General features: G+C 38.8%; 23 protein-coding genes and 1 other annotated feature. Of the genes, 13 read left to right on the top strand and 10 right to left on the bottom strand.

All coding sequences use genetic code 11. From position 1 onward, the window contains the following. Window positions 1-88 precede the first annotated feature (88 nt). Window positions 89-299 (bottom strand) — a binding site (T-box leader). A 49-nt stretch (window positions 300-348) separates the two neighbouring features. The 9 genes from FPQ13_RS09545 to dnaA all read right to left on the bottom strand — a co-directional run bounded on the left by FPQ13_RS09545 (window position 349) and on the right by dnaA (window position 12282). Continuing rightward, window positions 349-1677, bottom strand: coding sequence for a serine hydrolase (locus tag FPQ13_RS09545; protein WP_144089115.1), 1329 nt, complete (start codon window positions 1675-1677; stop codon window positions 349-351). Between the two features lie 208 nt (window positions 1678-1885). Further along, the gene (locus FPQ13_RS09540; protein ID WP_144089114.1) at window positions 1886-2992 is read right to left on the bottom strand and encodes an HD-GYP domain-containing protein; all 1107 of its coding nucleotides are present in this window, start codon (window positions 2990-2992) and stop codon (window positions 1886-1888) included. 16 nt (window positions 2993-3008) lie between these two features. Beyond that, on the bottom strand, window positions 3009-5507 hold the full coding sequence (gene gyrA, locus FPQ13_RS09535) for a DNA gyrase subunit A (protein WP_236782659.1): 2499 nt from the start codon (window positions 5505-5507) through the stop codon (window positions 3009-3011). 229 nt (window positions 5508-5736) lie between these two features. Beyond that, on the bottom strand, window positions 5737-7659 hold the full coding sequence (gyrB, locus tag FPQ13_RS09530) for a DNA topoisomerase (ATP-hydrolyzing) subunit B (RefSeq protein ID WP_186279636.1): 1923 nt from the start codon (window positions 7657-7659) through the stop codon (window positions 5737-5739). A gap of 38 nt (window positions 7660-7697) precedes the next feature. Then, window positions 7698-7979: an extracellular matrix regulator RemB gene (gene remB, locus FPQ13_RS09525; protein ID WP_144089112.1), complete on the bottom strand. Its 282-nt coding sequence runs from the start codon at window positions 7977-7979 to the stop codon at window positions 7698-7700. Window positions 7980-8023: 44 nt separating this feature from the next. Beyond that, window positions 8024-9142: a DNA replication/repair protein RecF gene (recF, locus tag FPQ13_RS09520; protein WP_144089111.1), complete on the bottom strand. Its 1119-nt coding sequence runs from the start codon at window positions 9140-9142 to the stop codon at window positions 8024-8026. 17 nt (window positions 9143-9159) lie between these two features. Beyond that, the gene (yaaA, locus tag FPQ13_RS09515; RefSeq protein ID WP_144089110.1) at window positions 9160-9384 is read right to left on the bottom strand and encodes a S4 domain-containing protein YaaA; all 225 of its coding nucleotides are present in this window, start codon (window positions 9382-9384) and stop codon (window positions 9160-9162) included. 226 nt (window positions 9385-9610) lie between these two features. After that, window positions 9611-10753: a DNA polymerase III subunit beta gene (gene dnaN, locus FPQ13_RS09510; RefSeq protein WP_144089109.1), complete on the bottom strand. Its 1143-nt coding sequence runs from the start codon at window positions 10751-10753 to the stop codon at window positions 9611-9613. A 179-nt stretch (window positions 10754-10932) separates the two neighbouring features. After that, a complete protein-coding gene (gene dnaA, locus FPQ13_RS09505; RefSeq protein WP_144089108.1) occupies window positions 10933-12282 on the bottom strand; it encodes a chromosomal replication initiator protein DnaA in 1350 nt (449 codons plus the stop codon). Window positions 12283-12988: 706 nt separating this feature from the next. On the opposite strand from dnaA, the gene rpmH reads away from it, so the two are divergent. The 11 genes from rpmH to FPQ13_RS09450 all read left to right on the top strand — a co-directional run bounded on the left by rpmH (window position 12989) and on the right by FPQ13_RS09450 (window position 23539). After that, on the top strand, window positions 12989-13123 hold the full coding sequence (gene rpmH / locus FPQ13_RS09500; protein WP_144089107.1) for a 50S ribosomal protein L34: 135 nt from the start codon (window positions 12989-12991) through the stop codon (window positions 13121-13123). Window positions 13124-13250: 127 nt separating this feature from the next. Further along, window positions 13251-13592, top strand: a complete 342-nt coding sequence (gene rnpA / locus FPQ13_RS09495; protein ID WP_144089106.1) for a ribonuclease P protein component — start codon at window positions 13251-13253, stop codon at window positions 13590-13592. An 88-nt stretch (window positions 13593-13680) separates the two neighbouring features. After that, window positions 13681-14454, top strand: a complete 774-nt coding sequence (gene spoIIIJ / locus FPQ13_RS09490; RefSeq protein WP_144089105.1) for a YidC family membrane integrase SpoIIIJ — start codon at window positions 13681-13683, stop codon at window positions 14452-14454. Beyond that, a complete protein-coding gene (gene jag / locus FPQ13_RS09485) occupies window positions 14451-15068 on the top strand; it encodes an RNA-binding cell elongation regulator Jag/EloR (RefSeq protein ID WP_144089104.1) in 618 nt (205 codons plus the stop codon). The genes spoIIIJ and jag overlap by 4 nt, the downstream gene beginning before the upstream one ends. A 197-nt stretch (window positions 15069-15265) precedes the next feature. After that, on the top strand, window positions 15266-16642 hold the full coding sequence (gene mnmE, locus FPQ13_RS09480) for a tRNA uridine-5-carboxymethylaminomethyl(34) synthesis GTPase MnmE (RefSeq protein ID WP_144089103.1): 1377 nt from the start codon (window positions 15266-15268) through the stop codon (window positions 16640-16642). A gap of 19 nt (window positions 16643-16661) precedes the next feature. Continuing rightward, entirely contained in the window at window positions 16662-18548 is a 1887-nt protein-coding gene (gene mnmG / locus FPQ13_RS09475; protein ID WP_144089102.1) for a tRNA uridine-5-carboxymethylaminomethyl(34) synthesis enzyme MnmG, read from the top strand. An 11-nt stretch (window positions 18549-18559) separates the two neighbouring features. Continuing rightward, window positions 18560-19276 (top strand): 16S rRNA (guanine(527)-N(7))-methyltransferase RsmG, encoded by a 717-nt coding sequence (rsmG, locus tag FPQ13_RS09470; protein WP_144089101.1) that lies wholly within the window; start codon window positions 18560-18562, stop codon window positions 19274-19276. Window positions 19277-19491: 215 nt separating this feature from the next. Next, window positions 19492-20355 carry a nucleoid occlusion protein gene (noc, locus tag FPQ13_RS09465; RefSeq protein WP_144089100.1) on the top strand — a complete coding sequence of 288 codons (864 nt, stop codon included), beginning with the start codon at window positions 19492-19494 and terminating at the stop codon, window positions 20353-20355. A 725-nt stretch (window positions 20356-21080) separates the two neighbouring features. Continuing rightward, a complete protein-coding gene (locus tag FPQ13_RS09460; RefSeq protein WP_144089099.1) occupies window positions 21081-21854 on the top strand; it encodes a ParA family protein in 774 nt (257 codons plus the stop codon). Further along, window positions 21835-22677, top strand: coding sequence for a ParB/RepB/Spo0J family partition protein (locus FPQ13_RS09455; protein ID WP_144089098.1), 843 nt, complete (start codon window positions 21835-21837; stop codon window positions 22675-22677). The genes FPQ13_RS09460 and FPQ13_RS09455 overlap by 20 nt, the downstream gene beginning before the upstream one ends. Window positions 22678-22819: 142 nt before the next feature. After that, window positions 22820-23539, top strand: a complete 720-nt coding sequence (locus FPQ13_RS09450) for a DUF554 domain-containing protein (protein ID WP_144089116.1) — start codon at window positions 22820-22822, stop codon at window positions 23537-23539. Window positions 23540-23640: 101 nt separating this feature from the next. Here the strand turns inward: FPQ13_RS09450 and yyaC are convergent, their stop codons facing one another. Next, window positions 23641-24204 carry a spore protease YyaC gene (yyaC, locus tag FPQ13_RS09445; protein WP_144089097.1) on the bottom strand — a complete coding sequence of 188 codons (564 nt, stop codon included), beginning with the start codon at window positions 24202-24204 and terminating at the stop codon, window positions 23641-23643. Between the two features lie 72 nt (window positions 24205-24276). On the opposite strand from yyaC, the gene FPQ13_RS09440 reads away from it, so the two are divergent. Further along, window positions 24277-25302 carry a YkvI family membrane protein gene (locus FPQ13_RS09440; RefSeq protein WP_144089096.1) on the top strand — a complete coding sequence of 342 codons (1026 nt, stop codon included), beginning with the start codon at window positions 24277-24279 and terminating at the stop codon, window positions 25300-25302. Window positions 25303-25402: 100 nt separating this feature from the next. Continuing rightward, entirely contained in the window at window positions 25403-25600 is a 198-nt protein-coding gene (locus FPQ13_RS09435; protein WP_144089095.1) for a DUF951 domain-containing protein, read from the top strand. The last annotated feature ends 43 nt before the right edge of the window (window positions 25601-25643 follow it).

Genomic DNA, 25643 nt, shown 5'->3' with positions numbered 1-25643 from the left:
TGTGCTTACCGCTACCAGGTCACACTCGGGACTTTCACCCGTTAGAATTCACCCATGCCGGGCAAACTAAAAAAAGCCCGTCCCTAAGTAAAGGGACGAGCTGTATACCCGCGTTACCACCCTTGTTGGAGAGTTACTCCCAACTCGGAAGCTTTAACGGTGCTTGACCGGATTGACTTATGCATCGCTTTCGCCAATCAGCTCGAGGATGGATTCATAGCAGAGTTTCACTGGTTCGCAGCATCCACCAGCTCTCTTAAGAAACGCTTACTATTACTAGTTCCTTTCATAGCTTTTCAGTTCACTATTAACTTTAATATATCGATAGTATGCACATTTTGCAAGTTATTATGAAAATAACCCTTTAATGCTGTTGAATAGACTGACAAAGAAGTCACCGATGGTTTGGAATAATCGGATAAACCAGTTTGATTGCTCAGCATCTTCACTTGTGACAACTGGAACAGAGAATGACTCTTCTTTTTCCGTATCGATATTTCCGTAATCATGATCTCCAGAATACGTTAATACCATACGTCCAACTTCTGTCCCTTTTTCAACTGGAGCTATTAATTTTCCATCTTTCAACATTTCTTCATCGAATTCGTAACTGACGGAATAATTTTCTTGATCGCCGTTTCGTACCATTTTTTCAATGGCTTCAGCTGATTCTACTTGAACCGAATCTTGTTTTCCGCGGTAAACAGGGATGGTAGATTCACCTTCAATTTGGTGACCTGCTTCGAATAATGTTTCTTTACTGAAGTCGTTAAATCCATAATCCAGTAATTTCGCCGTTTGATTAAATCGTTCTTCAATACTGTCTGTACGCATGACTACAGAGATTAAACGGTTGTTATCCTGCTTGGCTGTTCCAGCGAATGAATAACCCGCCAAATCCGTAAAACCTGTTTTTAATCCATCCATACCTTCGTACGTAAATTGTTCGAAGTTTTGACTATCCATTCCAGGAAGCATCCAGTTCCAATTCACCATTTCCTGGTCTTCAAACTCTTTTCTTGGAATGCTTGAAATGTCTAATGCTTCTTCAAAATCATTTACAAGATGATAAGCAAGCAATGCTGTTGAACGCGCGGACATTAAATTCGTATCATCTGCTCCAGTTCCTTCTGGATGTTTTCCATTTAAATCTTTGTTATCTAAGCCAGTTGAGTTCACAAATTTAGCATCAGGCAAGCCCATTTCGTCAGCCTTCTGATTCATCATTTTGACGAACTCACCTTCTGAGCCAGCGATTAACTCAGCTAAAGCAATGCTCGTTGCGTTATCTGAATTGATTGCCATTGCTTCATAAAGCTGCTTAACTGTATATTCATGATCCAAACGTAAGCCTACACCTGAAAAAGAATTGTTTGCAGAAATAGAGTAAGCAAGTTCACTGATTTCTGTACGTGTATCCCAGCTAATGTCGCCTTTTTCAATAGCTTCCAAAACGAGATATTCGGTCATTATTTTCGTCATACTTGCTGGTGGCAAAGCCTCATCCGCATTTTTCGCATAAAGGATATCTCCTGTTTCGGCATCAACCAATATGGCTGATTCTGCACTTAAGTTATCCAATTGAGCGTGAATCTTTAACGGACTCATCACAAAAGAAGCCATTAATAAAACAGTTGCCATTACGATAGCTGTTAACGATTTATATGTTTTAATCATTTATTTTTTCCTCCAAATAACGTTCTTTTCTTTATGTAATACGATTATTACCTTTCTTATTATACATGATTTCAGGTCATGAAACATTGGTAAAATATTATCATTTGTTAACTTTTTTAGTATTTTTATTGTTCTATGTACTAGCTAAATGAATAAAAAAACATCCTTAGAGCCCGAGTTCAGACTCAAAGGATGTTGACTTACCTAATCAAGCCTCATGATCTAATAAAAATTCCTCGATGTGTAGATGTTGCTCTTTTAAATTAATAATCTTTTCACTCGCATCTTCCAATTGAACAAAAGGATGGGCGGGATAGGACTCATCCACAAAGACGACCGTGCCAATTTGTTCATTTGATAGTTTCACGCGTGTGCCGACTTGCGGAGTCAAATAGTTTTGAATTAACGCTTCGATCGTTGGCACGTCTAATTTTCCCGCTTGTCGTTGCAATAGTTCTTCAATGACATTAAAGATCGATTGCTTCTCCCGATACGCTCGTTCAGACGTCATCGCGTGGTACGTATCAATGACACCAATCACCTTAGCAAACGGATGAATCTTTTCTGCTTTAACACCCAATGGATAGCCGGAACCATCCATTCGTTCATGATGCTGTAAGACAGCTATTTTCACATCCTTGCTAATGGATGACTTATCCTCAATTAGTCGATAAGAAAGAACAGGGTGCGTGCGTATGTTCTCGATTTCTTTCTCGGTCAACTCTCGTTCTTGTAAATAAATTGTATGTTGTTCAGATATCATACCTAGATCGCTTAAATAAGCTGCTAACGAAATTTTTAAACGGTCGCCTTCGTTATAGTTTAATTTCTTCGCTAAACTAGCTGCCAACAAAGCGATTGATACCATATGGTGATAAATATATTGTTGTTTATCACCATATTGATATAGCTCTAAAAATAAATTTGGTTGCTTTACAGCCTGTTTCATCAAAGGAATAATCAACTTTCGGACCCGCTGAATATCTAATCGATTCGTACGCATTAAATCTTCGCAAATCGATTTGGTAACCTTCACAGCGTTTGTATAATGATCATAAAAGGTCCAGTTCACTTGATTATTCTCTTCATTTTTCTTTTTATCTTCAACTGGTTGGACTCGCTTTTCAACGTGAAAAACATCTCCGTTGACCAAACGAGGTGCAACGTCAACGACTTGAATCTTAAATGTTTGTAATACTTGAATATGAATCGGTTCAATTACCGTATTCCTCGGAATAAGTGGGTGAATGGCATTGCCAATCACATCCTTCGTCAAGAGACAACCGGGCATCAGTTGGTCTGGGTGAACTTTCACGAGGATTCACCTCACTTTAATTTTCTTCTCCTGAATGGTCACCATCGTCCTCGACAACTTCTTCAATTTCATCGACTAGCTGTTCTTCTTTCTCTTCCACAGCTTCATCAATTTCTTCTTCCAACTCTTCTTCAACTTCTTCTTTCTCGACTAATGCAACGGTAGCTACAGCTTCTTCATCACCTAAACGGATCAAACGGACACCTTGTGTGTTTCGGCTCGTCTGAGAAATTGTTTCTGAGCCCATACGAATGAGTACACCCGTTTCAGTAATAATCATTAAATCTTCTTCACCAAATACAGGTTTAACAGCTGAAACATGACCGTTTCGATCGTTTAATCTACAAGTGAGTATTCCTCTACCGCCACGGTTTTGTAGACGATATTCATCTTCAGGCGTTCGTTTACCAAAGCCTTTTGATGTAACGGTCAGTACCTCGCTACCTTCATGTAGAATTTCCATGGATACGACTTCATCGTCTTCTCTCAAGGTGATTCCTTTCACACCCGTTGCCGTCCGTCCCATTGTCCGAACATCGGTTTCATGGAAACGAATCGCCAAGCCATTTTTCGTTCCGATAATGATATGTTGCTCGCCGTCCGTTAATCGGACAGAGATCAATTCATCATCTTCACGTAAATTTATCGCACGTAGACCGCCTCGACGGATGTTTTTGTACTGATTCAACATAGTCCGTTTAGACAAGCCATTTTTCGTTGTAAAGAATAGAGAGGATGCTTCATCGTATTCTTTAACTGGAATGACAGCATTGATCCATTCATCTTGTTCAACTTCAAGCACGTTTACAAGAGGAAGCCCTTTCGCTGTACGGCTGAACTCAGGAATTTCATAACCTTTCGCTCGGTATACTTTTCCTTTGTTCGTAAAGAACAGCAACGTATCATGCGTAGAAGTAGATAATAAATGTTCCACGAAGTCATCCTCATTTGTTCCCATGCCTTGAATACCTCGACCTCCACGATTCTGGGAGCGATACGTCGTAAGTGGTAAACGTTTGATATAGCCATGGTGAGTGAGTGTAATGACAATTGTCTCTTCCGGAATCAAATCTTCATCCTCGATAAAGTCTGTTCCACCGATAACAATTTCTGTTCGGCGCTCATCGTTAAACTGTTCTTTGATCGCTGTAAGCTCTTCGCGGATGATTTCTAAAACTTTCTCATCATCTGCTAAAATAGCTTTTAATTCTGCGATCAATGCCATAATTTCATTGTATTCATTTTCAATCTTTTCACGTTCAAGACCAGTTAAACGTTGTAAACGCATATCTAAAATAGCTTGCGCTTGCTTTTCGGATAAGCCGTATTGTTCCATTAATCCTTCTCTTGCAATATCTGCTGTTTGAGATTTCCGGATTAATTCGATAACAGCGTCCAAATGATCCAATGCAACGCGAAGACCTTCTAAAATGTGAGCACGTGCTTGTGCTTTATCTAATTCATATTGAGTACGACGTGTAATAATTTCACGCTGGTGTTCTAAGTAGTACTCAAGTGTTTGTTTTAAATTCATTACTTTTGGTTCCCCGTTCACAAGGGAGAGCATGTTGATTCCAAAGCTTGTTTGCATAGCGGTTTGCTTATAAAGATTATTTAATACGACATTGGCATTCGCATCGCGACGCAGTTCCATCACAATACGCATACCATCACGGTCCGACTCATCACGCAAATCGGTAATCCCTTCAAGCTTCTTGTCACGGACAAGCTCAGCAATTTTTTCAATTAATCTAGCTTTGTTCACTTGGAAAGGAATTTCACTAACGATAATTCTCGGTTTGCCGTTAACTTCATCAATATCTGCTTTTGATCGGATTGTTATTGAACCTTTTCCTGTTTGAAACGCTTGTCGGATACCACTTCGACCTAGAATTTCTCCGCCTGTCGGGAAGTCCGGTCCGTAGATATGATTTTCCATCAATTCTTCAATCGTGATTTCTGGGTTTCTACTGATTGCCAATACGGCATCGATTACTTCACCAAGCTGGTGAGGCGGGATGTTTGTTGCCATTCCGACTGCAATTCCTGATGCCCCGTTGACAAGCAGATTCGGGAAACGAGCTGGCAATACGACTGGTTCGCGTTCAGCGCCATCATAGTTATCCACATAATCAATCGTATTTTTATTGATGTCTCTCAATAGTTCCATCGAAATTTTGGACATTTTAGCTTCTGTATAACGCATTGCCGCAGCAGCGTCACCATCGACTGAACCAAAGTTTCCGTGTCCATTTACTAATGTGTAGCGATAGTTAAAGTCTTGTGCCATACGGACCATTGCATCATATACGGCAGAATCTCCGTGTGGGTGATACTTACCGATTACCTCACCGACAATACGGGCAGACTTTTTATAAGATTTATCTGCATGCATTCCTAAATCATGCATAGCATATAAAATTCTTCTATGTACAGGTTTCAAACCATCCCGGACATCAGGCAATGCACGAGAGACGATAACACTCATCGCATAATCTAAAAAAGATGTTCTCATCTCATCACTTAAATTAATTTCTTGAACTCTTGGACGTTCTTGATCCAACGATAACTCCTCCTTGAATGAGTCAAAAGCCAGTCCGAATAAAAGCTTCTAACATGGCATGATTCCTTTTAAATCATGGAGAGGGGAGAGAGGCGGAGAGGTAGGTCAATCAATGAAAGACCAACACCTCTGCGCAAGTTACCCCACCGTAAACTTTTATTCGAACGGCTTTAATCACTCGTTAAATATCCAAATTCTTAACGTATTGAGCATTCTTTTCGATAAAATCTCTGCGTGGTTCAACATGGTCACCCATTAATACATCAAACACTTCATCCGCTTCCATAGCGTCTTCCAATGTGACTTGGAGCATCGTACGTGTTTCAGGGTTCATCGTCGTTTCCCATAGCTGACTAGGATTCATCTCACCTAAACCTTTATACCGTTGTAAACCTGGTTTTGGGATCTGAGGAAGTTCAGCCAAAACTTCTTCCATTTCTTTATCTGTATACGTATAATAAACCTTTTTGCCTTGCTGGATTTTGTATAACGGTGGCTGGGCAATATAAACATAGCCGTGTTCAACTAATGGACGCATGTAACGATAGAAGAACGTAAGCAACAATGTTCGAATGTGTGCACCATCAACGTCCGCATCCGTCATAATGACGACTTTATGATACCTTGCAAGAGAAATATCAAATTCTTCCCCGATGCCTGTTCCTAACGCTGTAATCATCATACGAATCTCATTGTTGGAGAGAATCTTATCTAAACGCGCTTTTTCAACGTTAATAATTTTGCCTCGTAATGGCAATATAGCTTGGAAATGTCGATCTCGGCCTTGTTTCGCTGAGCCACCTGCTGAGTCACCCTCAACGATATATAGCTCGCCTTCACTTGGATCTTTCGATGAACAGTCCGCCAATTTCCCTGGTAAACTAGAAACTTCTAAAGCGTTTTTACGACGAGTGACTTCACGAGCCTTCTTCGCAGCAATCCGAGCACGTGATGCCATCAAACCTTTCTCTACGATTTGTTTGGCAACTCGCGGATTTTCAAATAGAAATTGTGTAAATTTCTCTGAGAAAGCAGAGTTCGTAATTTGACTAACTTCGCTGTTTCCGAGTTTTGTTTTTGTTTGTCCTTCAAATTGTGGATCGGGATGTTTAATGGAAACGATGGCCGTTAGTCCTTCACGGACGTCTTCGCCAATTAAGTTCGGATCACTTTCTTTATATAAATTATTTTTACGAGCGTAATCATTGATCACACGGGTGAGTGCTGTTTTAAAGCCTTGCTCGTGTGTTCCACCTTCCATCGTATGGATATTGTTCGCAAAAGAATAAATATTGCTGTTGTAACCGTCATTGTATTGAATCGCGAATTCAACAACGACATTATCAATTTCATTTTCTCCATAGATCGGTTCATGAAGAGCTTCGCGCGTACGGTTTAAATATTCAACGTACTCCCGGATTCCGCCTTCGTAATAGAATGAATCTTTTTCTTCATCCGTTCGTTTATCTTCAATGGAAATGCGTAACTTTTTATTTAAATAGGCAAGCTCTCTCGTCCGATTGACTAATGAATCATACGAAAACTCAAGGGTTTCAAAGATTTCACTGTCTGGTTTAAAATGGATTTTCGTACCAGTAAGATCAGTTTCTCCAATAACAGACAACTCGTCTTGAGGTACACCTCGTTTGTAAGATTGATAGTATAGCTTTCCATCACGGTGAACGTAGACTTCCAGCGATTCAGACAGAGCGTTAACGACTGAAGCACCTACCCCGTGAAGACCACCTGATACTTTATACGTATCACTATCAAACTTACCACCTGCGTGAAGTACCGTTAAAATAACTTCTACAGCTGGCTTCCCAACCTTTTCTTGTATATCAACAGGGATACCGCGTCCATTGTCAGTGACAGAAATACTATTATCTTTTTCGATTGCGATTTCAATATGATCGCAATATCCCGCTAATGCTTCATCGATACTGTTATCGACGATTTCCCATACAAGATGGTGCAATCCTCTTTCACTCGTAGAACCGATATACATACCAGGTCTTTTTCGGACTGCTTCCAATCCTTCCAAAACTTGAATTTGACTGGCCCCATAATCATTTGGCTTGTTGATTTGATCTTCCATCGACATAATCTCACCTTCATTTTCTATAATTGCTGCTATCTGACTTAATCCGAATCTTCCATCACATCATCAACACTATCCAAGAAGTCTGCTATTTGAGCTCGTTTAGAGAGCGTCGCAACAGATAGGGAACTGAAATAGATATGATCGACGGTAATGACAATTGATTTCGCTTCATCATAAGCAGAATCGGTCACATTATTTTCTTTCCGTTGGTTATAAATCATTTCTTCAATAATCGTCGAAGAACTGAAGAGGCTGTAATCGACCATCGCAATCACTTCTTCGGTTCTGATGACGTTATCATCTCCGATATGAACAAACATAGATAAATTCCCCTCTCAAACTGTCGACCTACTAACTGTTTCAGTCATTCGGTCTCAACTAGCTTTCCTTCATGGATTGTAAAAATTTCCGCTTCACGAATCGTATCATGTGCGATTCCATCGATATTCGTTGTCGTAACGAATGTTTGGACTTTCCCTTGTATCGCATTGAGTAAGTGGGATTGTCGGTAATCATCCAATTCACTTAACACATCATCCAGTAGTAGCACTGGATAATCACCAACCTCATGATAAATCAACTCAATTTCGGCAAGCTTTAACGATAAAGCCGTCGTCCGCTGTTGTCCTTGAGAACCAAAGTGTTGCACGTTCCGATCATTTACCGTGAAAACTAAATCATCTCGATGTGGTCCGTATAACGTCGTACCACGCTCAATTTCACTTTCTTCTTTGCGATTATATTCCGTTAGATATGTATCTTTCATTTTCTCCATATCCATAGATTCTGATACATCAACCTTCGATACGTAATCTATTTTAAGATTCTCTTGATCTCTGCTAATTTGAAGGTGAATCGGCACGGCCCATTCCCGTAATTTTTTCAAGAAACGAAAACGTCGAAATAAGATGGCTGCTCCGTGCTCTGCCAATTGCTCCGTATAAATTTGCAGCATTGTCGTATCTTGTGTCCGTCTTCTCTGCAAATCTTTTAATAACGCATTTCGTTGTTTTAATATTTTTTGATATTGGTTTAAATGATAAATATAAATCGGTTCAATTTGACCGATTTCCATATCAATGAAACGACGTCTTTCTTGAGGGCTGCCTTTTACAAGATTCAAATCCTCCGGTGCAAACATGACAATATTCAAAGAACCGATGTAATCACTCAATCGTTTTTGTTCGATATGGTTGAACTTCGCTTTTTTTCCTTTTGACGAAAAAATAACCTCAAGAGGAAGGGAACGATTCTTCTTAAAAACCCTTCCCTTTATTTTACCATACTCCGCGTCCCATTGGATTAATTCTTTATCCCTTGGCGTTCGGTGGGACTTTGTAAATCCAAGAACATAGATGGCTTCCATTAAATTTGTTTTTCCTTGAGCATTTTCACCTAAAATCACATTGACCTTATGGTCGAATTGCACCTTTAAGCGATCGTAATTCCGGTAATTGACTAAAGATAATTCCTCAATGTACATGGTTGAAGCTCCTTGAATTATTCGCTGGATTGGACGACTTTATAGGATCCAACGCCTTGTATTTCAACCAGGTCACCGGGCTTTAATTTTCTTCCGCGGCGCTGATCTTGTTCATCATTGATGTATACGGCAAATTCTTTTAGAAATAATTTAACCATCCCACCAGATTCAACGATATTGGCTAACTTAAGGAACTGCCCTAAAGTAATTTGATCGGTCGTTATTTCTATTGGTTCAGCCACTGTTTTCACTTCCTTTATTCAGCAACATGCTTATCCCTTTATTTTACTAAAAATAAGGAGGAAAAGGAAATTAATCGTATTGTCTTGATTTTCTGATATTCCATTCAGTAATTCGATCGACTGTATCAATAACATTTTCCGGCTAAATATTCTTAAAAATAGAATCGATATAAAAACCAGCCAAGAAAAGCGTCTTTCCCAGGCTGGTTGTCATTATTTTTTTGCATTAATACGTTCTAACTGGTGTGATCAATTGCAAGATGGATTCCTCTTCATTCTGTGGACGAAGGATAAATGGTCGCATCGCTCCTGTAAAGGCAATCTCAATCTCCTCAGAATCAATCGCTCGGAGTGCATCAATCATATACTTCGCATTAAAAGATATCTTTAAATCTTCTCCTTCGATACTCATCGTCTCAACTTTTTCTTCAGCTGTTCCAATTTCTGGTGAATGACTCGTAATTTGTAATTGATTCGGCATTGTCGCTAGTTTCACGATATTGTTTCGATTATCTTGAGCCAATAGACTCGCACGGTCAATGGTCTGCATCAACTCACGGGATTTAATAGAAACCGTCGTTTTGCTTTGTTCCGGAATCAAACGAGATGTTTCTGGGTAATTTCCATCCAAAAGACGAGAGAGGAAATTAACGTTCGCTGTTTTAAAGAGAATTTGATTGTCTGAAACACTAACGTACACTTTTTCTTGATGATCATCCAAAATCTTATTCAGTTCAGAAAGACTCTTTCCAGGTACAACAATATTTCTGAAAGATATATTTTGTGCATCATCGTTCAAATTAATCTTGCGTGAAGCTAAACGGTGACTGTCTGTAGCGACTAATTCAAATACACCGTCTTCTAAGATGAAATGAACACCTGTAAGAATCGGACGTGTCTCTTGTGTCGAAACCGCGAAGTTCGTTTGACGAATCAAGTTTTTAAATACGTCTGCTTGAATCTCGAATTGGTTGTCTGTCGTCAATAATGCAGGTTGTGGATATTCTTCTGCATCTTGTCCATTTAATTTAAATTCTGCTGCGCCAGAACGGATGGTGACGTTCAATTCATCATCGGATTCAATTTCTACCTGATCACCTGGTAACTTACGAACAATTTCCGATACGAATTTGGCTTGCAAAATAACGGTACCCGGTTGGACATCATGAATGTTGATCATTCCGTCTTCTTCGCGAGGAATAGTAGATTCAATAGTAATATCTGAATCACTACCAGTTAATTTTACATAGTCTTGTTGAGCTTCTAATTTAATACCCGACAAAATCGCAATGGTAGGTCTAGATGAGATGGCTTTCATTACGTGTTGGATACTGTTCATGAGTTGATTACGTTCAATGATTAATTTCATAGGAACCTCCTGAGAATGATTTGTCATATTTATTTGTTTTAAGAATAAAACAGTAATCATAGTAATAGGGCCTGTGGATTTGTGGATAAGTCAGTGGTTACGTTGAGAACTTAAGTTATCCACATGTGCATAAAGTGTAAACAACTGTGCAGAGATATTCACACTGTTCACAAGTCAATTTATGCTTCAGACTTTATGATTTCTGTTAATTCATCAATCTCTTTCTGTAATTGAATATCATCGGCTAACATTTTAGCTATTTTTTCATGAGCATGAATGACGGTTGTATGATCTCGTCCCCCAAACTCTTCACCGATTTTCGGCAATGAGAAATCAGTCATCTCCCTAGATAAATACATAGCGATTTGACGTGGGAAAGCTACTGATTTTGTCCGTTTTTTAGCAGCGAAATCTTCAATTGGTACATTGAATCGATTACCGATAATCTGCTGTATCCCTTTAATCGTAATTTTCCTTGGTCGGGAGCTAGGAATAATATCTTTCAGTGCATTTGCAGCTAACGAAGCATCGATATCTTCATTTACAAGAGAAGAGTAGGCGACGACACGTATTAACGCACCTTCCAATTCTCTAATGTTCGTATCGATTTGGTTAGCTATGTAAAGCATGACTTCATTCGGGATCTCCAATCCGTCTGCTTTCGCTTTTTTCCGTAGAATCGCAATCCTCGTTTCTAGGTCAGGTGGGGTAATATCTGTAATTAATCCCCATTCAAAACGTGATCGAAGTCGATCTTCCAATGTCGGTATCTCTTTTGGAGGCCGATCACTGGAAATGATAATTTGTTTGTTTTCCTCATGCAACGCATTAAACGTATGGAAAAATTCTTCTTGCGTTTGTTCTTTTCCTGCCAAGAACTGAATATCATCAATTAATAATATATCTACACTTCGATATTTGTTTCGAAAATCAATCGTTTTGTTGTCTCGAATAGAGTTGATGAATTCATTCGTAAATTTTTCACTGGATAGATAGACGACCTTAGCATCTGGATTATGTTCTCTTACATAATGGCCGATCGCATGCATTAAGTGTGTTTTACCTAGTCCAACACCACCATAGATGAATAAAGGGTTGTAAGCTTTTGCTGGCGCTTCTGCAACGGCAAGAGAAGCCGCATGGGCAAATCGGTTCCCTGACCCGATCACAAAGGTCTCAAATGTATATTTGGAATTAAGCATTGTTTTGCCATTCATTTCTCTTGTCTGGTTTTTTGGGAACTTTTTAATGGGTTGCTTACTATATTCATCCATGTTGTTTCGATTTGGAATAACGAATTTCGGTTCCAAATGAGAGCCTGATACTTGTTTAAACGATTCAGAGATTAAGCCCGCATAACTGCTTTCTAGCCAATCTCTTGCAAATTCATTAGGAGCAGCGATGACGAGTTTATCGCCCTCAACAGATTTTGCCTCAGTCGATTTAAGCCACGTATCAAAACTAGGTTTACTTACTTTATTTTCAATTTCAGTCAAAGTTTCTTTCCATAATGCCTGTAAATTATCCAAAATTAAGCATCCTTTCATCAATCGGTGGTTCATTTGCCTGTGGATGGATTATTCATTTAACAACGTGGGAAAATGACATCTATCGACAAAATCCACAGCCCTGTAGATATCTTTTCTAACAAGCTGTGGTTAACTATCCACATATTATTCACACTCTGTGGAAAACTCAGTTATTCACAATTACTTATTCACATTTTAAACAATATAATCATATCAAACTTACCTTGTTATTTCAATGTGATTTCAACTTATCCACATAGTTCTATTGGTTGTGCAAAAATATTGTCCACAACTGTAGAATTTGTGGGTAATTTGTCGAATTAGGGTGTGAATAAAAAACAGACTTAGTATGATATTCAACGCACATGTGGATAACTTTTTGAGAGAGGGAAAAACAGCAATTGTGGATAAAAAAATGAGGGTTAAAATTGTTAATGGAATTTAGTTGGTTGAAAAAATCGATACTTTTAAAAATATGGCTACTGATCGAATAAAAAAATATCCTTATTCATTGCTTATCGATGGATATCCGATTAAAATAAAGAGTGAATCTCTTTGAAGAACGGAATGTAGATAAAATAGATGGTCGAATATTAATAAGGATCATCTGTTTTACTATTGACATATAGGGGACAAATTTTATATACTAATTTGGACTGTTTTTAAATGGTATAGATTTTGATTTCCTTTTAGGAGGTGTAGATAAATGAAAAGAACATATCAACCAAAAAAGAGAAAGCATAGCAAGGTGCACGGATTCCGAGCTAGAATGAAAACGAAAAACGGACGTAAGATTCTAGCACGCCGTCGTAAAAAAGGAAGAAAAGTACTTTCTGCTTAGACCACTGGAAGATCCACTCAGTGGTCTTTTTTCTAGCAGATAATATGTATATAAATATAATTGGATTTGAAGCAACGAGATGAACGGAACCGTTTATTCGAACATCGAGAGAGATTGGATGATCCTTTTGAAGAAAAAATATCGTGTCAAAAAAAATGAGGAGTTTCAACAAATTTTTAAACAAGGTGAATCGTTCGCCAACAAACAGCTTGTCATTTACTATGTGATGAAAAAGGATCAGCAACATTTCCGTGTAGGAATTTCTGTTGGAAAAAAGCTCGGGAATGCTGTTATGCGTAACAAAATTAAGCGCTATATACGCGAAAGCTTACGACAGTTGGAGCCGCATATTCAACCGGATGTTGATTTCGTAATCATTGCCAGAAAACCGGCGACATCCATGAATGTTGAAGAGGTCAAGATCAGCTTAAAGCATCTTTTAAAACGAACAGGCTTATATCGTCAATAAATATTTCACTTTTTTATGGTAAACCTCTTATATATGATGGTAGAATAAATAAAGAATTTCCGTGTTAGCAATGTTAGGAGGAAAACAGGTGTATAAACGATTGTTCGTAGTTGTGGCATTAGTCGCAATTGCTTTATTCCTAAGTGGTTGTACACAGATTAATGAACCAATTACCGAAAACAGCGAAGGGTTTTGGAACACGTTTTTTGTTTATCCATTATCTTTCTTGATTACTTACATAGCCGAGGATATTTTCAATCATGGCTTTGGTTTGGCAATTATTATTGTAACGCTTTTGTTGCGTACATTAATTTTGCCACTAAATATCAAACAGTTGAAATCTTCTCAAGCGATGCAAATGATCCAGCCAGAGTTACAAGCATTAAGAGAGAAATACTCGTCAAAAGACCAACAGACACAGCAGAAATTACAGCAAGAAACGATGGCTTTGTTCCAGCGTCATGGGGTTAACCCACTTGCAGGGTGTCTACCAATTATTGTACAGATGCCGATTTTAATTGCTTTCTACCATGCTATTGTGCGTACAGAGGCAATTGAAAATTATACGTTCTTATGGTTTTCACTCGGTGAACCAAGCATTATCATGGCAGCCATTACATTTACAACGACATTTATCCAACAAAAATTAATGATGGCAGGCACACCAGCTGCAGCTAACCCACAAATGCAAGTCATGTTATACTTGATGCCAGTGATGATTGGTGTGTTCGCATTGTTCTTCCCAGCTGCTTTAGCACTATACTGGGTAGTAGGTAACCTCTTTATGATTGTTCAAACATTGTTAATTCGTCGTCCGATGATGAAACAATATGAAAAAGACAATGGAGGATCTAAAAAGTGAGAGAAATAACTGCTAGTGGTCGTACGATTGAAGAAGCAAAAGAGAATGCCCTTAATCAACTTGATTTAGATGAAAGTCAAGTGAGAGTCGATATAATCGATGAAGGAAAAAAAGGACTGCTCGGTGTCTTTGGTTCTAAACGTGCTTATGTAAAAGTAACAGAGATGAAAAGCGCCACAGAAGAGGGTAAACAATTTTTGGTCGATATCGCTGGTGATATGAATGTTGCGATCGATGTTCAAGTGAAGGAAGATCAAAACGGAGTTGTATATGACCTTGTCGGCGAAAAAATTGGGTTGTTAATCGGTAAGCGTGGACAAACCATTAATGCGTTGCAATATTTAACTCATCTTGTTGTGAATAAAAATAAAGATGAATATGTAACCGTCGTTGTTGATGCAGAGGATTATCGTGCTCGTAGAAAAGAGACACTTGAAAATTTAGCGAATAAGCTTGCAAATAAAGCATTGAAGTTAAATAAAGAAGTTCGATTGGAGCCAATGCCTTCTTTTGAACGAAAAATCATTCATACAGCATTGCAAGACCACAGCAAAGTTTCTACTTACTCAGATGGAAGAGATCCAAATCGATACGTTGTCATCAAGCCTGAATGAGACAGGCAAGAAATAAAATATAGTTAAATGACCGATGTAAGGCTTAATCGCTTTATATCGGTATTTTTTTGAAGTGACTTAAACCTACTCATTACATACATTTTACCAATAAGAGGCAAGCTGTATATCTTTCTTTTTATCCCTATTTATGTTATTGTTTTTAGTTGAGAATTTACTCATAGAAAGGAGTGAGGTTCATGGAGCAAGATACAATTACAGCGATTTCAACACCGATTGGCGAGGGTGCCATTGCGATTGTTCGAATTAGTGGAGAGGAATCGTTTGCCATCGCCAATCGAATTTTTCCAACAAAGGATTTGGCGAAAGTAGATTCCCATACAATTCATTATGGGAGTTTAGTCGATCCAAAGACAGATGAAAAGGTCGAAGAAGTGATGGTTTCAGTGATGAAAGCTCCTCGAACCTTTACTCGTGAAGATATAATCGAAATTAACTGTCACGGTGGTATGGTATCCGTTAACCGTGTACTTCAGTTAATTTTAAGAGAAGGCGCACGACTGGCTGAACCAGGAGAGTTCACAAAACGTGCGTTCTTGAATGGTCGGATCGATTTATCTCAAGCAGAAGCTGTTATGGACTTAATTCGTTCCAAGACAGACAAAGCAATGTCACAAGCATTGAACCAAATGGATGGTCGTCTATCGAACTTAATTCGTTCATTGCGACAGCAGTTGATTGAAACAGTTGCTCATGTCGAAGTGAATATTGATTATCCGGAATATGATGATGTGGAAGAAATGACACATCAAATGCTTGTTGAACGTGGAACAGCTGTGAAGGAAGAGATACAGCGACTGTTGCTGACGGCCAAGCAAGGGAAAATCTTACGAGAAGGTATTGCGACGGCGATTATCGGTAAACCAAACGTCGGTAAGTCGTCATTATTAAATATATTAGCTCAAGAAAATAAAGCAATTGTTACCGATATTCCTGGAACAACCCGTGATGTCGTTGAAGAATATGTGAATGTACGTGGTGTTCCACTCCGCCTAATCGATACAGCAGGGATTCGGGAAACCGAAGATATAGTGGAACGAATCGGAGTTGAACGCTCTCGAAAAGCTCTTCAAGATGCTGATTTAATTCTTCTCGTTTTAAATGGGAACGAACCATTTACAAAAGAAGATGCAGCACTTTTTGAAGCAGCAAAAGAACATGATATTATTGCTGTCATCAATAAGACGGATCTGGAACAACGAATCGATCTAGCTGAAGTGAGAGCAGTTGCAGGAGACGTACCGATCATTTCGACCTCTTTGGTGGAGGAAAAAGGAATTGATCAACTAGAGACGGCAATTGCAGAAACCTTTTTCGAAGGAGAATTAGATTCAGGTGACTTGACGTATGTATCCAATGTACGTCACATCCAATTACTTGAGCAATCAGAACAAGCATTAGACGAAGCACTTCAAGCGGTGGAAGACGGTATGCCGCTTGATTTAGTTCAAATAGATATTACACGAACGTGGGAGCTACTCGGCGAAATCATTGGTGATAACGTTCATGAATCATTAATCGATCAGTTATTCTCCCAGTTCTGTTTAGGAAAATAAAAAAAGGAGGTCTTTATGTATGTATGATGCAGGACATTATGACGTCATTGTCATCGGTGCCGGCCATGCGGGTGTCGAAGCGGGTTTAGCTTCAGCAAGAAGAGGCGCTAAAACGTTAATGCTGACGCTGAACCTCGACTTAATCGCATTTATGCCGTGTAACCCATCGCTCGGTGGTCCCGCTAAAGGTGTCGTCGTACGGGAAATTGACGCGCTTGGCGGTGCGATGGCAAAAGTGATTGATAAAACGCATATTCAAATGCGCTTATTGAATACAAGCAAAGGACCTGCTGTTCGCGCTTTGCGTGCTCAAGCAGACAAAGTTCTTTACCAACAAGAAATGAAGCATGTCATTGAAAATCAAGAGAATTTAACGTTAAGACAAGGTATGGTCGACCGCTTATTGATTGAAGACAACCAAGTAAAAGGTGTCGTTACGGAAACGAAAGCTTGCTATTATGCAGATCAGGTCATCGTTACTACAGGAACATTTATGCGAGGCAAAGTATTAATCGGAGATATTGAATATGAAAGTGGTCCAAATAACCAACGTCCGACGATTAAACTATCGAAACAATTGGAAGAACTTGGAATTGAACTCGTTCGTTTTAAAACAGGGACACCACCACGCGTAAATAGTCATACGATTGATTACTCGCAAACAGAAATTCAACCAGGAGATGAAGAGCCACGTGCTTTCTCTTACGAAACGACGGAATTCATCACAGACCAAATACCGTGCTGGCTAACGTATACTGGTGAAGTGACCCATGAAATCATCATGGATAACCTATCTAAATCAGCGATGTATTCAGGAGCTGAAAGAGGAACAGGCCCACGTTATTGTCCTTCTGTAGAAGACAAAATCGTTCGTTTCTCTGATAAGCCACGCCACCAAATCTTTTTGGAACCTGAAGGGCGAAATACGGAAGAAGTGTACGTTCAAGGATTATCAACTTCACTTCCGGAAGACGTTCAAAAGAAATTACTTGAAACAATTCCAGGCTTAGAAAAAGCAGAAATGATGCGTGCAGGTTACGCCATCGAATACGATGCTGTCGTTCCAACTCAATTATGGCCAACATTAGAACTGAAAACGATTAATGGATTATTTACAGCTGGCCAAATTAACGGTACATCCGGATATGAAGAAGCTGCAGCCCAAGGAGTAATGGCAGGAATTAACGCTGCTGGAAAAGCTTTGAATAAAGAGTCATTAATATTGGATCGCTCACAAGCATATATCGGTGTGTTAATCGATGATTTAGTAACAAAAGGCACAGATGAACCATACCGGTTGTTGACTTCAAGAGCAGAATATCGTCTATTATTGCGTCATGATAACGCTGATCTACGTTTAATCGACGTTGCATATGAATATGGATTAATTTCTGATGAACGTTATGAACGTTTCACGCATAAAAAGCAACAAATTCAAGATGAAATTAAACGTCTTGAAAAAATAATCATTAAACCAGATGAAGACATTCAAAAAGTGATTGAAGAACAAAATGGGACCCTACTAAAAGAAGCAGTTCGAGCAACAGATCTATTGCGTCGCCCAGAAATGAAATACGAACATTTGAAGCCGTTTGTTTCACGTGAAACAGAACTACCACCAGAGGTAGAAGAACAAGTTGAGATTCATGTGAAATATGAAGGGTATATTAAGAAATCTAACCAGCAAGTCGAGAAAATGAGAAAAATGGACAATAAATATATTCCCGAGCACATTGACTATGATCAAATTTCTGGTATAGCTTCAGAAGCTAGAGAGAAATTAAAACAAGTCAGACCATTGTCAGTTGGCCAAGCATCACGGATCTCTGGAGTAAACCCATCTGATATATCAATCTTACTCGTCTATATTGAACAAGGCGTTCGTTCAAAAGTATCAAATGAATAGAGGGTTAAGCAATGGATGAAACGTTATTTCAAGCAAACTTAATTGAACACGGCATTGAACTGAGTGAGCAGCAGCTCGCTCAGTTCAAGTTGTATTATGAGCTATTGGTCGAATGGAATGAGAAAATGAATTTGACAGCGATTACGGACCAAGAAGAGGTTTATTTAAAACACTTCTTTGATTCATTGACTGCTTCTTTCCATTATGATTTTTCACAACCACTATCTGTTTGTGATGTAGGTGCAGGAGCGGGGTTTCCTTCGATTCCTTTAAAAATCGTATATCCACATCTACAAATGACAATCGTTGACTCGCTCAAAAAGCGCGTCTCTTTCTTAAATCACATAGCGGATAAGTTAAACTTAACGGAAATTGCATTCTACCATGATCGTGCTGAAAACTTCGGTAAGAACAAAAAGTTCAGAGAGAGTTTCGATGTCGTCGTGTCCCGTGCGGTTGCTAGAAGCTCTGTCTTAAGCGAATTATGCCTACCGTTAGTGAAGGTTGGCGGCGACCTAATCATGATGAAGGGTGCCAACTTCCATGAAGAGAAGAAGGCCAGTGAAGCGGCTGTGCAAGTCCTAGGTGGCGAATGGCGTGATATTCACGAGTTTTTATTACCGATTGAAAATAGTGAGAGAAACATCGCGATTATTCATAAAAAACGTAAGACGCCAGGGAAATATCCGCGGAAAGCTGGACTTCCAAATAAGGAACCAATTGAGTGAGCATAATTTAAACCTTCTCCCTACAAGCAATATGTGGTAAGATAGCAGTAGAGAAAGTTTCAATTGTTTCACGTGAAACACAGATTAATTATTATAGAAACTAACTACTAGTAGATCATCACACAATTTTTTATGATTTTGTCAAAAGCTCGTCGTTTGACGAGTTTTATTTACATAACAGAGTTCGTATTCTTGATAAGGAAGGTGCCATAAGAATGGGTACAATTAGTAAGTTGTTCGGTAAAAATGCTTCCAATTCCGACAAGGATGTCTCGTCAGAAGTAAGTAATGAAGTTGTGCAAATTGAAGTGGACAAGATAAGTCCGAATCAATATCAGCCTCGTTCGATTTTTGATGAAGAAAAAATTAATGAACTCGCACAAACGATTCATAAACATGGAATGATTCAACCAATCGTTATCCGGAAGATAGAAGAAGAAGATCGATATGAGTTGATTGCCGGTGAGAGAAGATGGCGTGCCGTTCAATCGCTCAAGTGGGAAACGATTCCAGCAATCGTCAAAAATATGACGGATACAGAAACAGCTTCCGTCGCATTGATCGAAAACCTTCAACGTGAAGAGCTGACAGTCATTGAAGAAGCAGTTGCCTATGAACAACTGCTGTCCCAGCACGGATTGACACAAGAAGCACTAGCACAACGTTTAGGTAAAAGTCAGTCAACGATTGCAAATAAACTACGACTATTAAAGCTGCCTAGCGTTGTTCAACAAGCCATATTGAACAAAGAAATTACGGAAAGACATGCAAGAGCGTTAATTTCATTGAAGGATGAAACACTTCAAGAAGAATTATTAGGCATCATAATTGAAAATCACCTCAATGTTAAACAAACGGAAGAACAAATCGACGCGTTACTCCATCCAGAAGATTCATCCGAAGAAAAAACGAAACGAAAACCGAAGATGAAAGGCGTCAGTAAAGACCTCCGAATTGCTTTAAATACAATTCGCCAATCATTGAGCATGGTCTCTGAATCAGGATTAAACGTAGAATCAGAGGAAACAGAAGAAGACGATCACTATAAAATTACGATTAAAATCCCGAAAAACAAATAAATGTGTTACTGAAACACTTTTTAAGCCTATCATTCGCATCATGATAGGCTTTTTTTTCGGCTCTAAAATATATGGTGGGGTAAATATACAACTAGCGTAGGTTTCTATACCGCCGACGCAGCTCGTCTGCACCACCTAAGTGTATCCTATCCGTCAAAAAGTTTTATTGCACCATAACAAGTTTATACCAGGACAAATTGCGTAAATAGGGAGAGGCACAGACACCAAAGTGATAAACTCAGAAACATGAATAACAATCTAACTTAGCGTAGGAAATATACGGAGACTTCTGCGGTCAACTAAATGCGGCCACTTCCTGTGGCCAACGTTGACACTAGCCCGTCCTGGGCGTCGGGAGCAAAAGCCTAGGTGAGACCCCGCAGTGCGAAGCACGAGGAGGCTCAACAGCTGCCCGCGATATAGAAGACACTGCGATTTATCGCAGATGTCGCCTTATGCCCTGTGGGTAAAAGCGAAGTATATTTCCGAAGCGAGTAACTACTCATACTGAATTAGTTGCTCGTATCTGTGTCAACATTAAAGGTTACGTCCCAGCCTCCCCAACATATGATTTAGACCTTTTTTTCTTTTCTTTTTTCAAAATGGTTCTATGAAACTACATATTTAACTAACATAACCTGTTCGTTCATGATAAAATATAATTTATAGCTATCAAATTGATAAATATAAAAGTAAATTGTGAAAGATGTAGGCAGGTGACATAGATGGGTAAAGTAATTGCCATTGCAAACCAGAAAGGTGGCGTTGGCAAAACAACAACAGCAGTGAATTTGAGTGCTTGTTTAGCTGATATGGGAAATAAAGTCCTTTTAATTGATATCGATCCACAAGGAAATGCCACAAGTGGAATCGGAATTAATAAAGGTGAAACGAATACATGTATTTACGACGTATTAATTGAAGAAGAAAATATCAATCATGCACTCATGCCTTCGAATATTCCTAATCTTGATGCGATACCAGCGACTATTCAATTAGCTGGTTCTGAAATAGAATTGGTTCCTACCATCTCTAGGGAGTTAAGATTGCGAAGAGCGTTAGAAGAAACGCGAGACAACTATGATTACGTTATTATCGATTGTCCGCCATCTCTTGGATTATTAACATTAAATGCTCTAACAGCATCAGATAGCGTACTTATACCAGTTCAGTGCGAATATTATGCATTGGAAGGGTTAAGTCAATTGTTAAATACGATTCGACTTGTCCAGAAAAGATTGAATCATAATCTAGCAATCGAAGGTGTATTACTAACAATGCTAGATGCGAGAACAAATCTTGGTATTCAAGTTATTGAAGAAGTCAAAAAGTACTTCCAAGATAAAGTGTTTCAATCAATTATTCCTAGAAACGTTCGCTTAGGGGAAGCACCGAGTCATGGGGAGCCCATTATTAAATATGATCCCCGCTCAAAAGGCGCTGAAGTGTATAGTGATTTAGCGAAGGAAGTGATGGAAAATGGCCAGAGGGTTGGGTAAAGGTGTGAATGCATTATTTCAAGATGTCAATTTCGATGAAGAGACGGTACGGGAAGTAGCGATCAATGAAATTCGCGCAAATCCTTATCAACCACGTAAGGTTTTCGAAGCTGATGCCATTGAGGAGTTGAAGGACTCAATCCTTCAGTTCGGTATCTTGCAGCCCATCATCGTTCGGCAATCGATAAAAGGCTATGAAATCGTCGTAGGCGAGCGTAGGTTCCGAGCATCCAAAGAAGCTGGACTTGAAACGATACCAGCTGTCATCCGTGATTTAGACGACCAAGAGATGATGGAATTGGCGCTTCTTGAGAACTTGCAGAGGGAAGATCTTAATCCGATGGAAGAAGCCGAAGCTTATGATCGGTTGATTAATGAGCTATCTTTGACGCATGATGAATTAGCGAAACGACTTGGGAAAAGTCGTCCACATATCGCCAATATGATTCGTTTGCTTTCATTGCCTACAAAAGTAAGGGCAATGATTAACAGTAAAGAACTCACTATGGGCCATGGAAGAGCGTTATTAGCATTAAAAAAAGAAGAAGAAATTTTGATGATTGCTGACAAAATTCGAAAAGAAGGCCTGAATGTAAGACAAGTAGAGCAATTAATTACTCGCTTAAATGAAAATAATCAAAAGACAAAAAAGAAAACGGCTAAAAAGGATATTTTCATTGCCTCTAAGGAAACAGAACTAAGAGATTTATTTGGTACGTCCGTTACCATTCAACAAGGTAAAAGAAAAGGTAAAATTGAAATTGAGTATTTCAGTAAAGAAGACCTTGAAAGAATACTCGATTTAATGAGCCAAGGGAAATAAACTAAACATTGATAAAAGAATCAATAATAAAGAAATGTCTAACCGGATGACATGACGTTCTCATGGTCAATGTTCATTTCATCCTAGAGGACATTTCTTTTTCTATTGTTTCACGTGAAACAAAAGGGAGTAGGTGGTTGAAATAGAGCTAGCAGGGGTTATCGTTAATGGATTTGGAATCGCACTAGGAACATTGTTTGGCCTGTTTTTTAATAAGATAAATGAAAGAATTAAAGAAACGATTATGGCAGGCATCGGTCTGACGGTGATTGTTTTAGGATTTTCGATGGGTTTAGAATCAGACAGGACAATCGTCATTCTCCTAAGTTTGTTATTTGGTGCATTGATTGGAGAAGGAATTGACCTTGATGAAAAACTGAATAGAATCGGAGCCCATTTGGAAGTGCGTTTTAAAAAAGAAGGCAAAGAGTCCAATATTGCTGAGGGATTCGTGACAGCCTCATTAATCTTCTGTGTAGGAGCTTTGGCGGTTATTGGGCCCCTGGATAGTGGAATTCATGGAAATCACGAGATTCTTTATACAAAGTCAATCCTCGATGGTTTTACAGCACTTGTATTAACGACTACATTAGGCTTTGGAGTAATATTCTCTATCGTACCAGTAGTCCTTTACGAAGGTGTTATTGCTTTATTCGCCACGCAAATCGACCGGTTTTTCTCAGAGTCATTCTTCAATTTATTCATTGAAGATATGACTGCAACAGGAGGATTGTTAATTGTTGCTATCGGATTGAACTTATTAAATGTTACACGTATTCGAGTTGCTAATTTACTTCCGAGCTTGGTAATTGTCGGGGTGGTATTATTTATCTATTTACAGGTTCAACAATGGTTTGCTTAGTTAGTTAAAAAGAGTTGTCGCGGTCTTTCAAAGACTACGGACAACTCTTTTTTATTTATATCTAGTTTTATAGGTCAAAACCATCATCCGACCTGTAGAGCTTAATCTGCACAATTCACAGATAGTCTCGAATCTGCATACTGTATGGCTTTCGTAATGATCTGAGCCATGCTCATGACATCACTCAGACGCGTACATTGCAATACAGTGTATTCCAAGAATCCACCGACATTTACATAGCCTTTAATATAAAGGTCCCCGATCGAAGAGATTTTCTTTTTCATCGCTGCTCCTGGTTGGAGGGACCCAAGTCCGATATCCATCGTCTTGACCTTTCTAATAGAGCCTAACGCCGCGTCGACAGCAATGATATAAGGGTTTTGGAACGTGTCTTCGATTTGTAGTATTGTTTCCGGAAGATTCTTTGCATGTACAGGTTCATCCAATGTTCCGAAAACGTGTATATTTTTAATGAGCGACTCTTTCAAAAACGTACCAACGAGAGGGCCGAGGCTATCACCCGTTGAACGATCTGTTCCTATACATAGTAGAATGATTGGTTGATCCGTCGGTAAATGATTCGATAAAAACCTCGATAATTTTAGACTAACGAATGAATCATTCATATGGTAAGTAGATTTTTTCAATATCATTGATTTAGACATAGTTTTTACTCCTTGTACATATTTCTATTAGTATACGGATTTTACGATTCATTTATACCTTGGAGGCCGACTATGATTAATGGATTCAAATGGATTGGATTAATAATTGCAACGATGGTAGGTGCAGGCTATGCATCAGGCAGAGAGATTTGGGAATTTTTCGGACTAGGGAGTAGTTTGGCGATTGTATTGTTTACCATTATGTTCATCGTTAGCTGTCAGGTGATCTTAGAAGTTAGCTATCTCAAAAAGTCTGAACATTATAAGCCGGTGTTGGAACAGTTCTTAGGTGTTAAGTCTGCAAAAGTGTATGATTATTTAGTGATGGTTTATTTATTCACAACACTCTTTGTCATGATTGCCGGCAGTGGGGCAACAGTAACGATTTTTGAATGGTCTAATGTAATCGGAATTCTATTAATGGTTATTTTGTTGCTAGTCATTATTCCAAGGGGAATGGACGGCGTACTATCCATTAATCGATTTTTATTACCATTATTAATTGTCGGTCTGTTTCTCGTATTAATGATTTTTGTATTTCAAGAACGCGTTTCCTTCTTATACGGCATTCGTGATCAATCAAATTGGGTACAAGCCATTCCATTTACGTCACTCAATGTGTTGCCATTAATTGCAGTATTAAGTGCAGTAGGAAAGGAAATCAAAACTAAAAAAGAGATTTACGTTGCTAGTATCGGTAGTGGATTGATATTAGGGACGATATCAATGGTTTATAATATGAGCCTGATCTCAGTCGCTGAGCAACTTTATTTTTATGAAATTCCGTTGTTCGCCATTTTGAATGGTTATCCGTTTGAAATGTTTCTCCTCATGGCTGTGTTATTATGGTTTGCGATCTATACAACCGCTTTGACGAGCTTGTTCGGAATCATAGCGCGACTTCAAGAATTATTTAAACAACTCTCAACAGGTAAGATCGGTCTATGTGTCTTATTAATTGCACTTCCGTTTTCATTTTTCTCTTTTTCCAATCTAGTTAGTTATTTATATCCTCTTTACGGTGTACTGAACTTATACGTATTAGGTGCTATTTTATTATTTCCGATTGTTAAACGAGCAACAACCTATAAAATTTGATAAAATAAACAGTAGATTGTGCACGTTGAGTGCTTATCAGTTTCCCACAATGGTCACAACGTAAACATTTGGCAATGGACATAGAAAGGAAGATACTCAGATGGCAGATAAGGAATTTGGGTTAAATGATGTCGTCGAAATGAAAAAACAACATCCATGCGGGACGAATGAATGGAAAATTGTCCGTATGGGTATGGATATCCGCATTAAGTGTCAGGGATGCGGTCATAGTGTTATGATTCCAAGAAAACAGTTTGAAAAGAAATTGAAAAAAGTACTCGTCAAAGCAGAAGAATAATTGTTTCACGTGAAACAAAATTGAATTATCTTAAATGAAATGT

The sequence above is a fragment of the Allobacillus salarius genome (assembly GCF_007559425.1).
GTDB lineage: Bacteria > Bacillota > Bacilli > Bacillales > Alkalibacillaceae > Allobacillus > Allobacillus salarius.
Note: the sequence above shows the minus strand (reverse complement) of the source record. Positions and strands in the feature narration are given on the sequence as shown.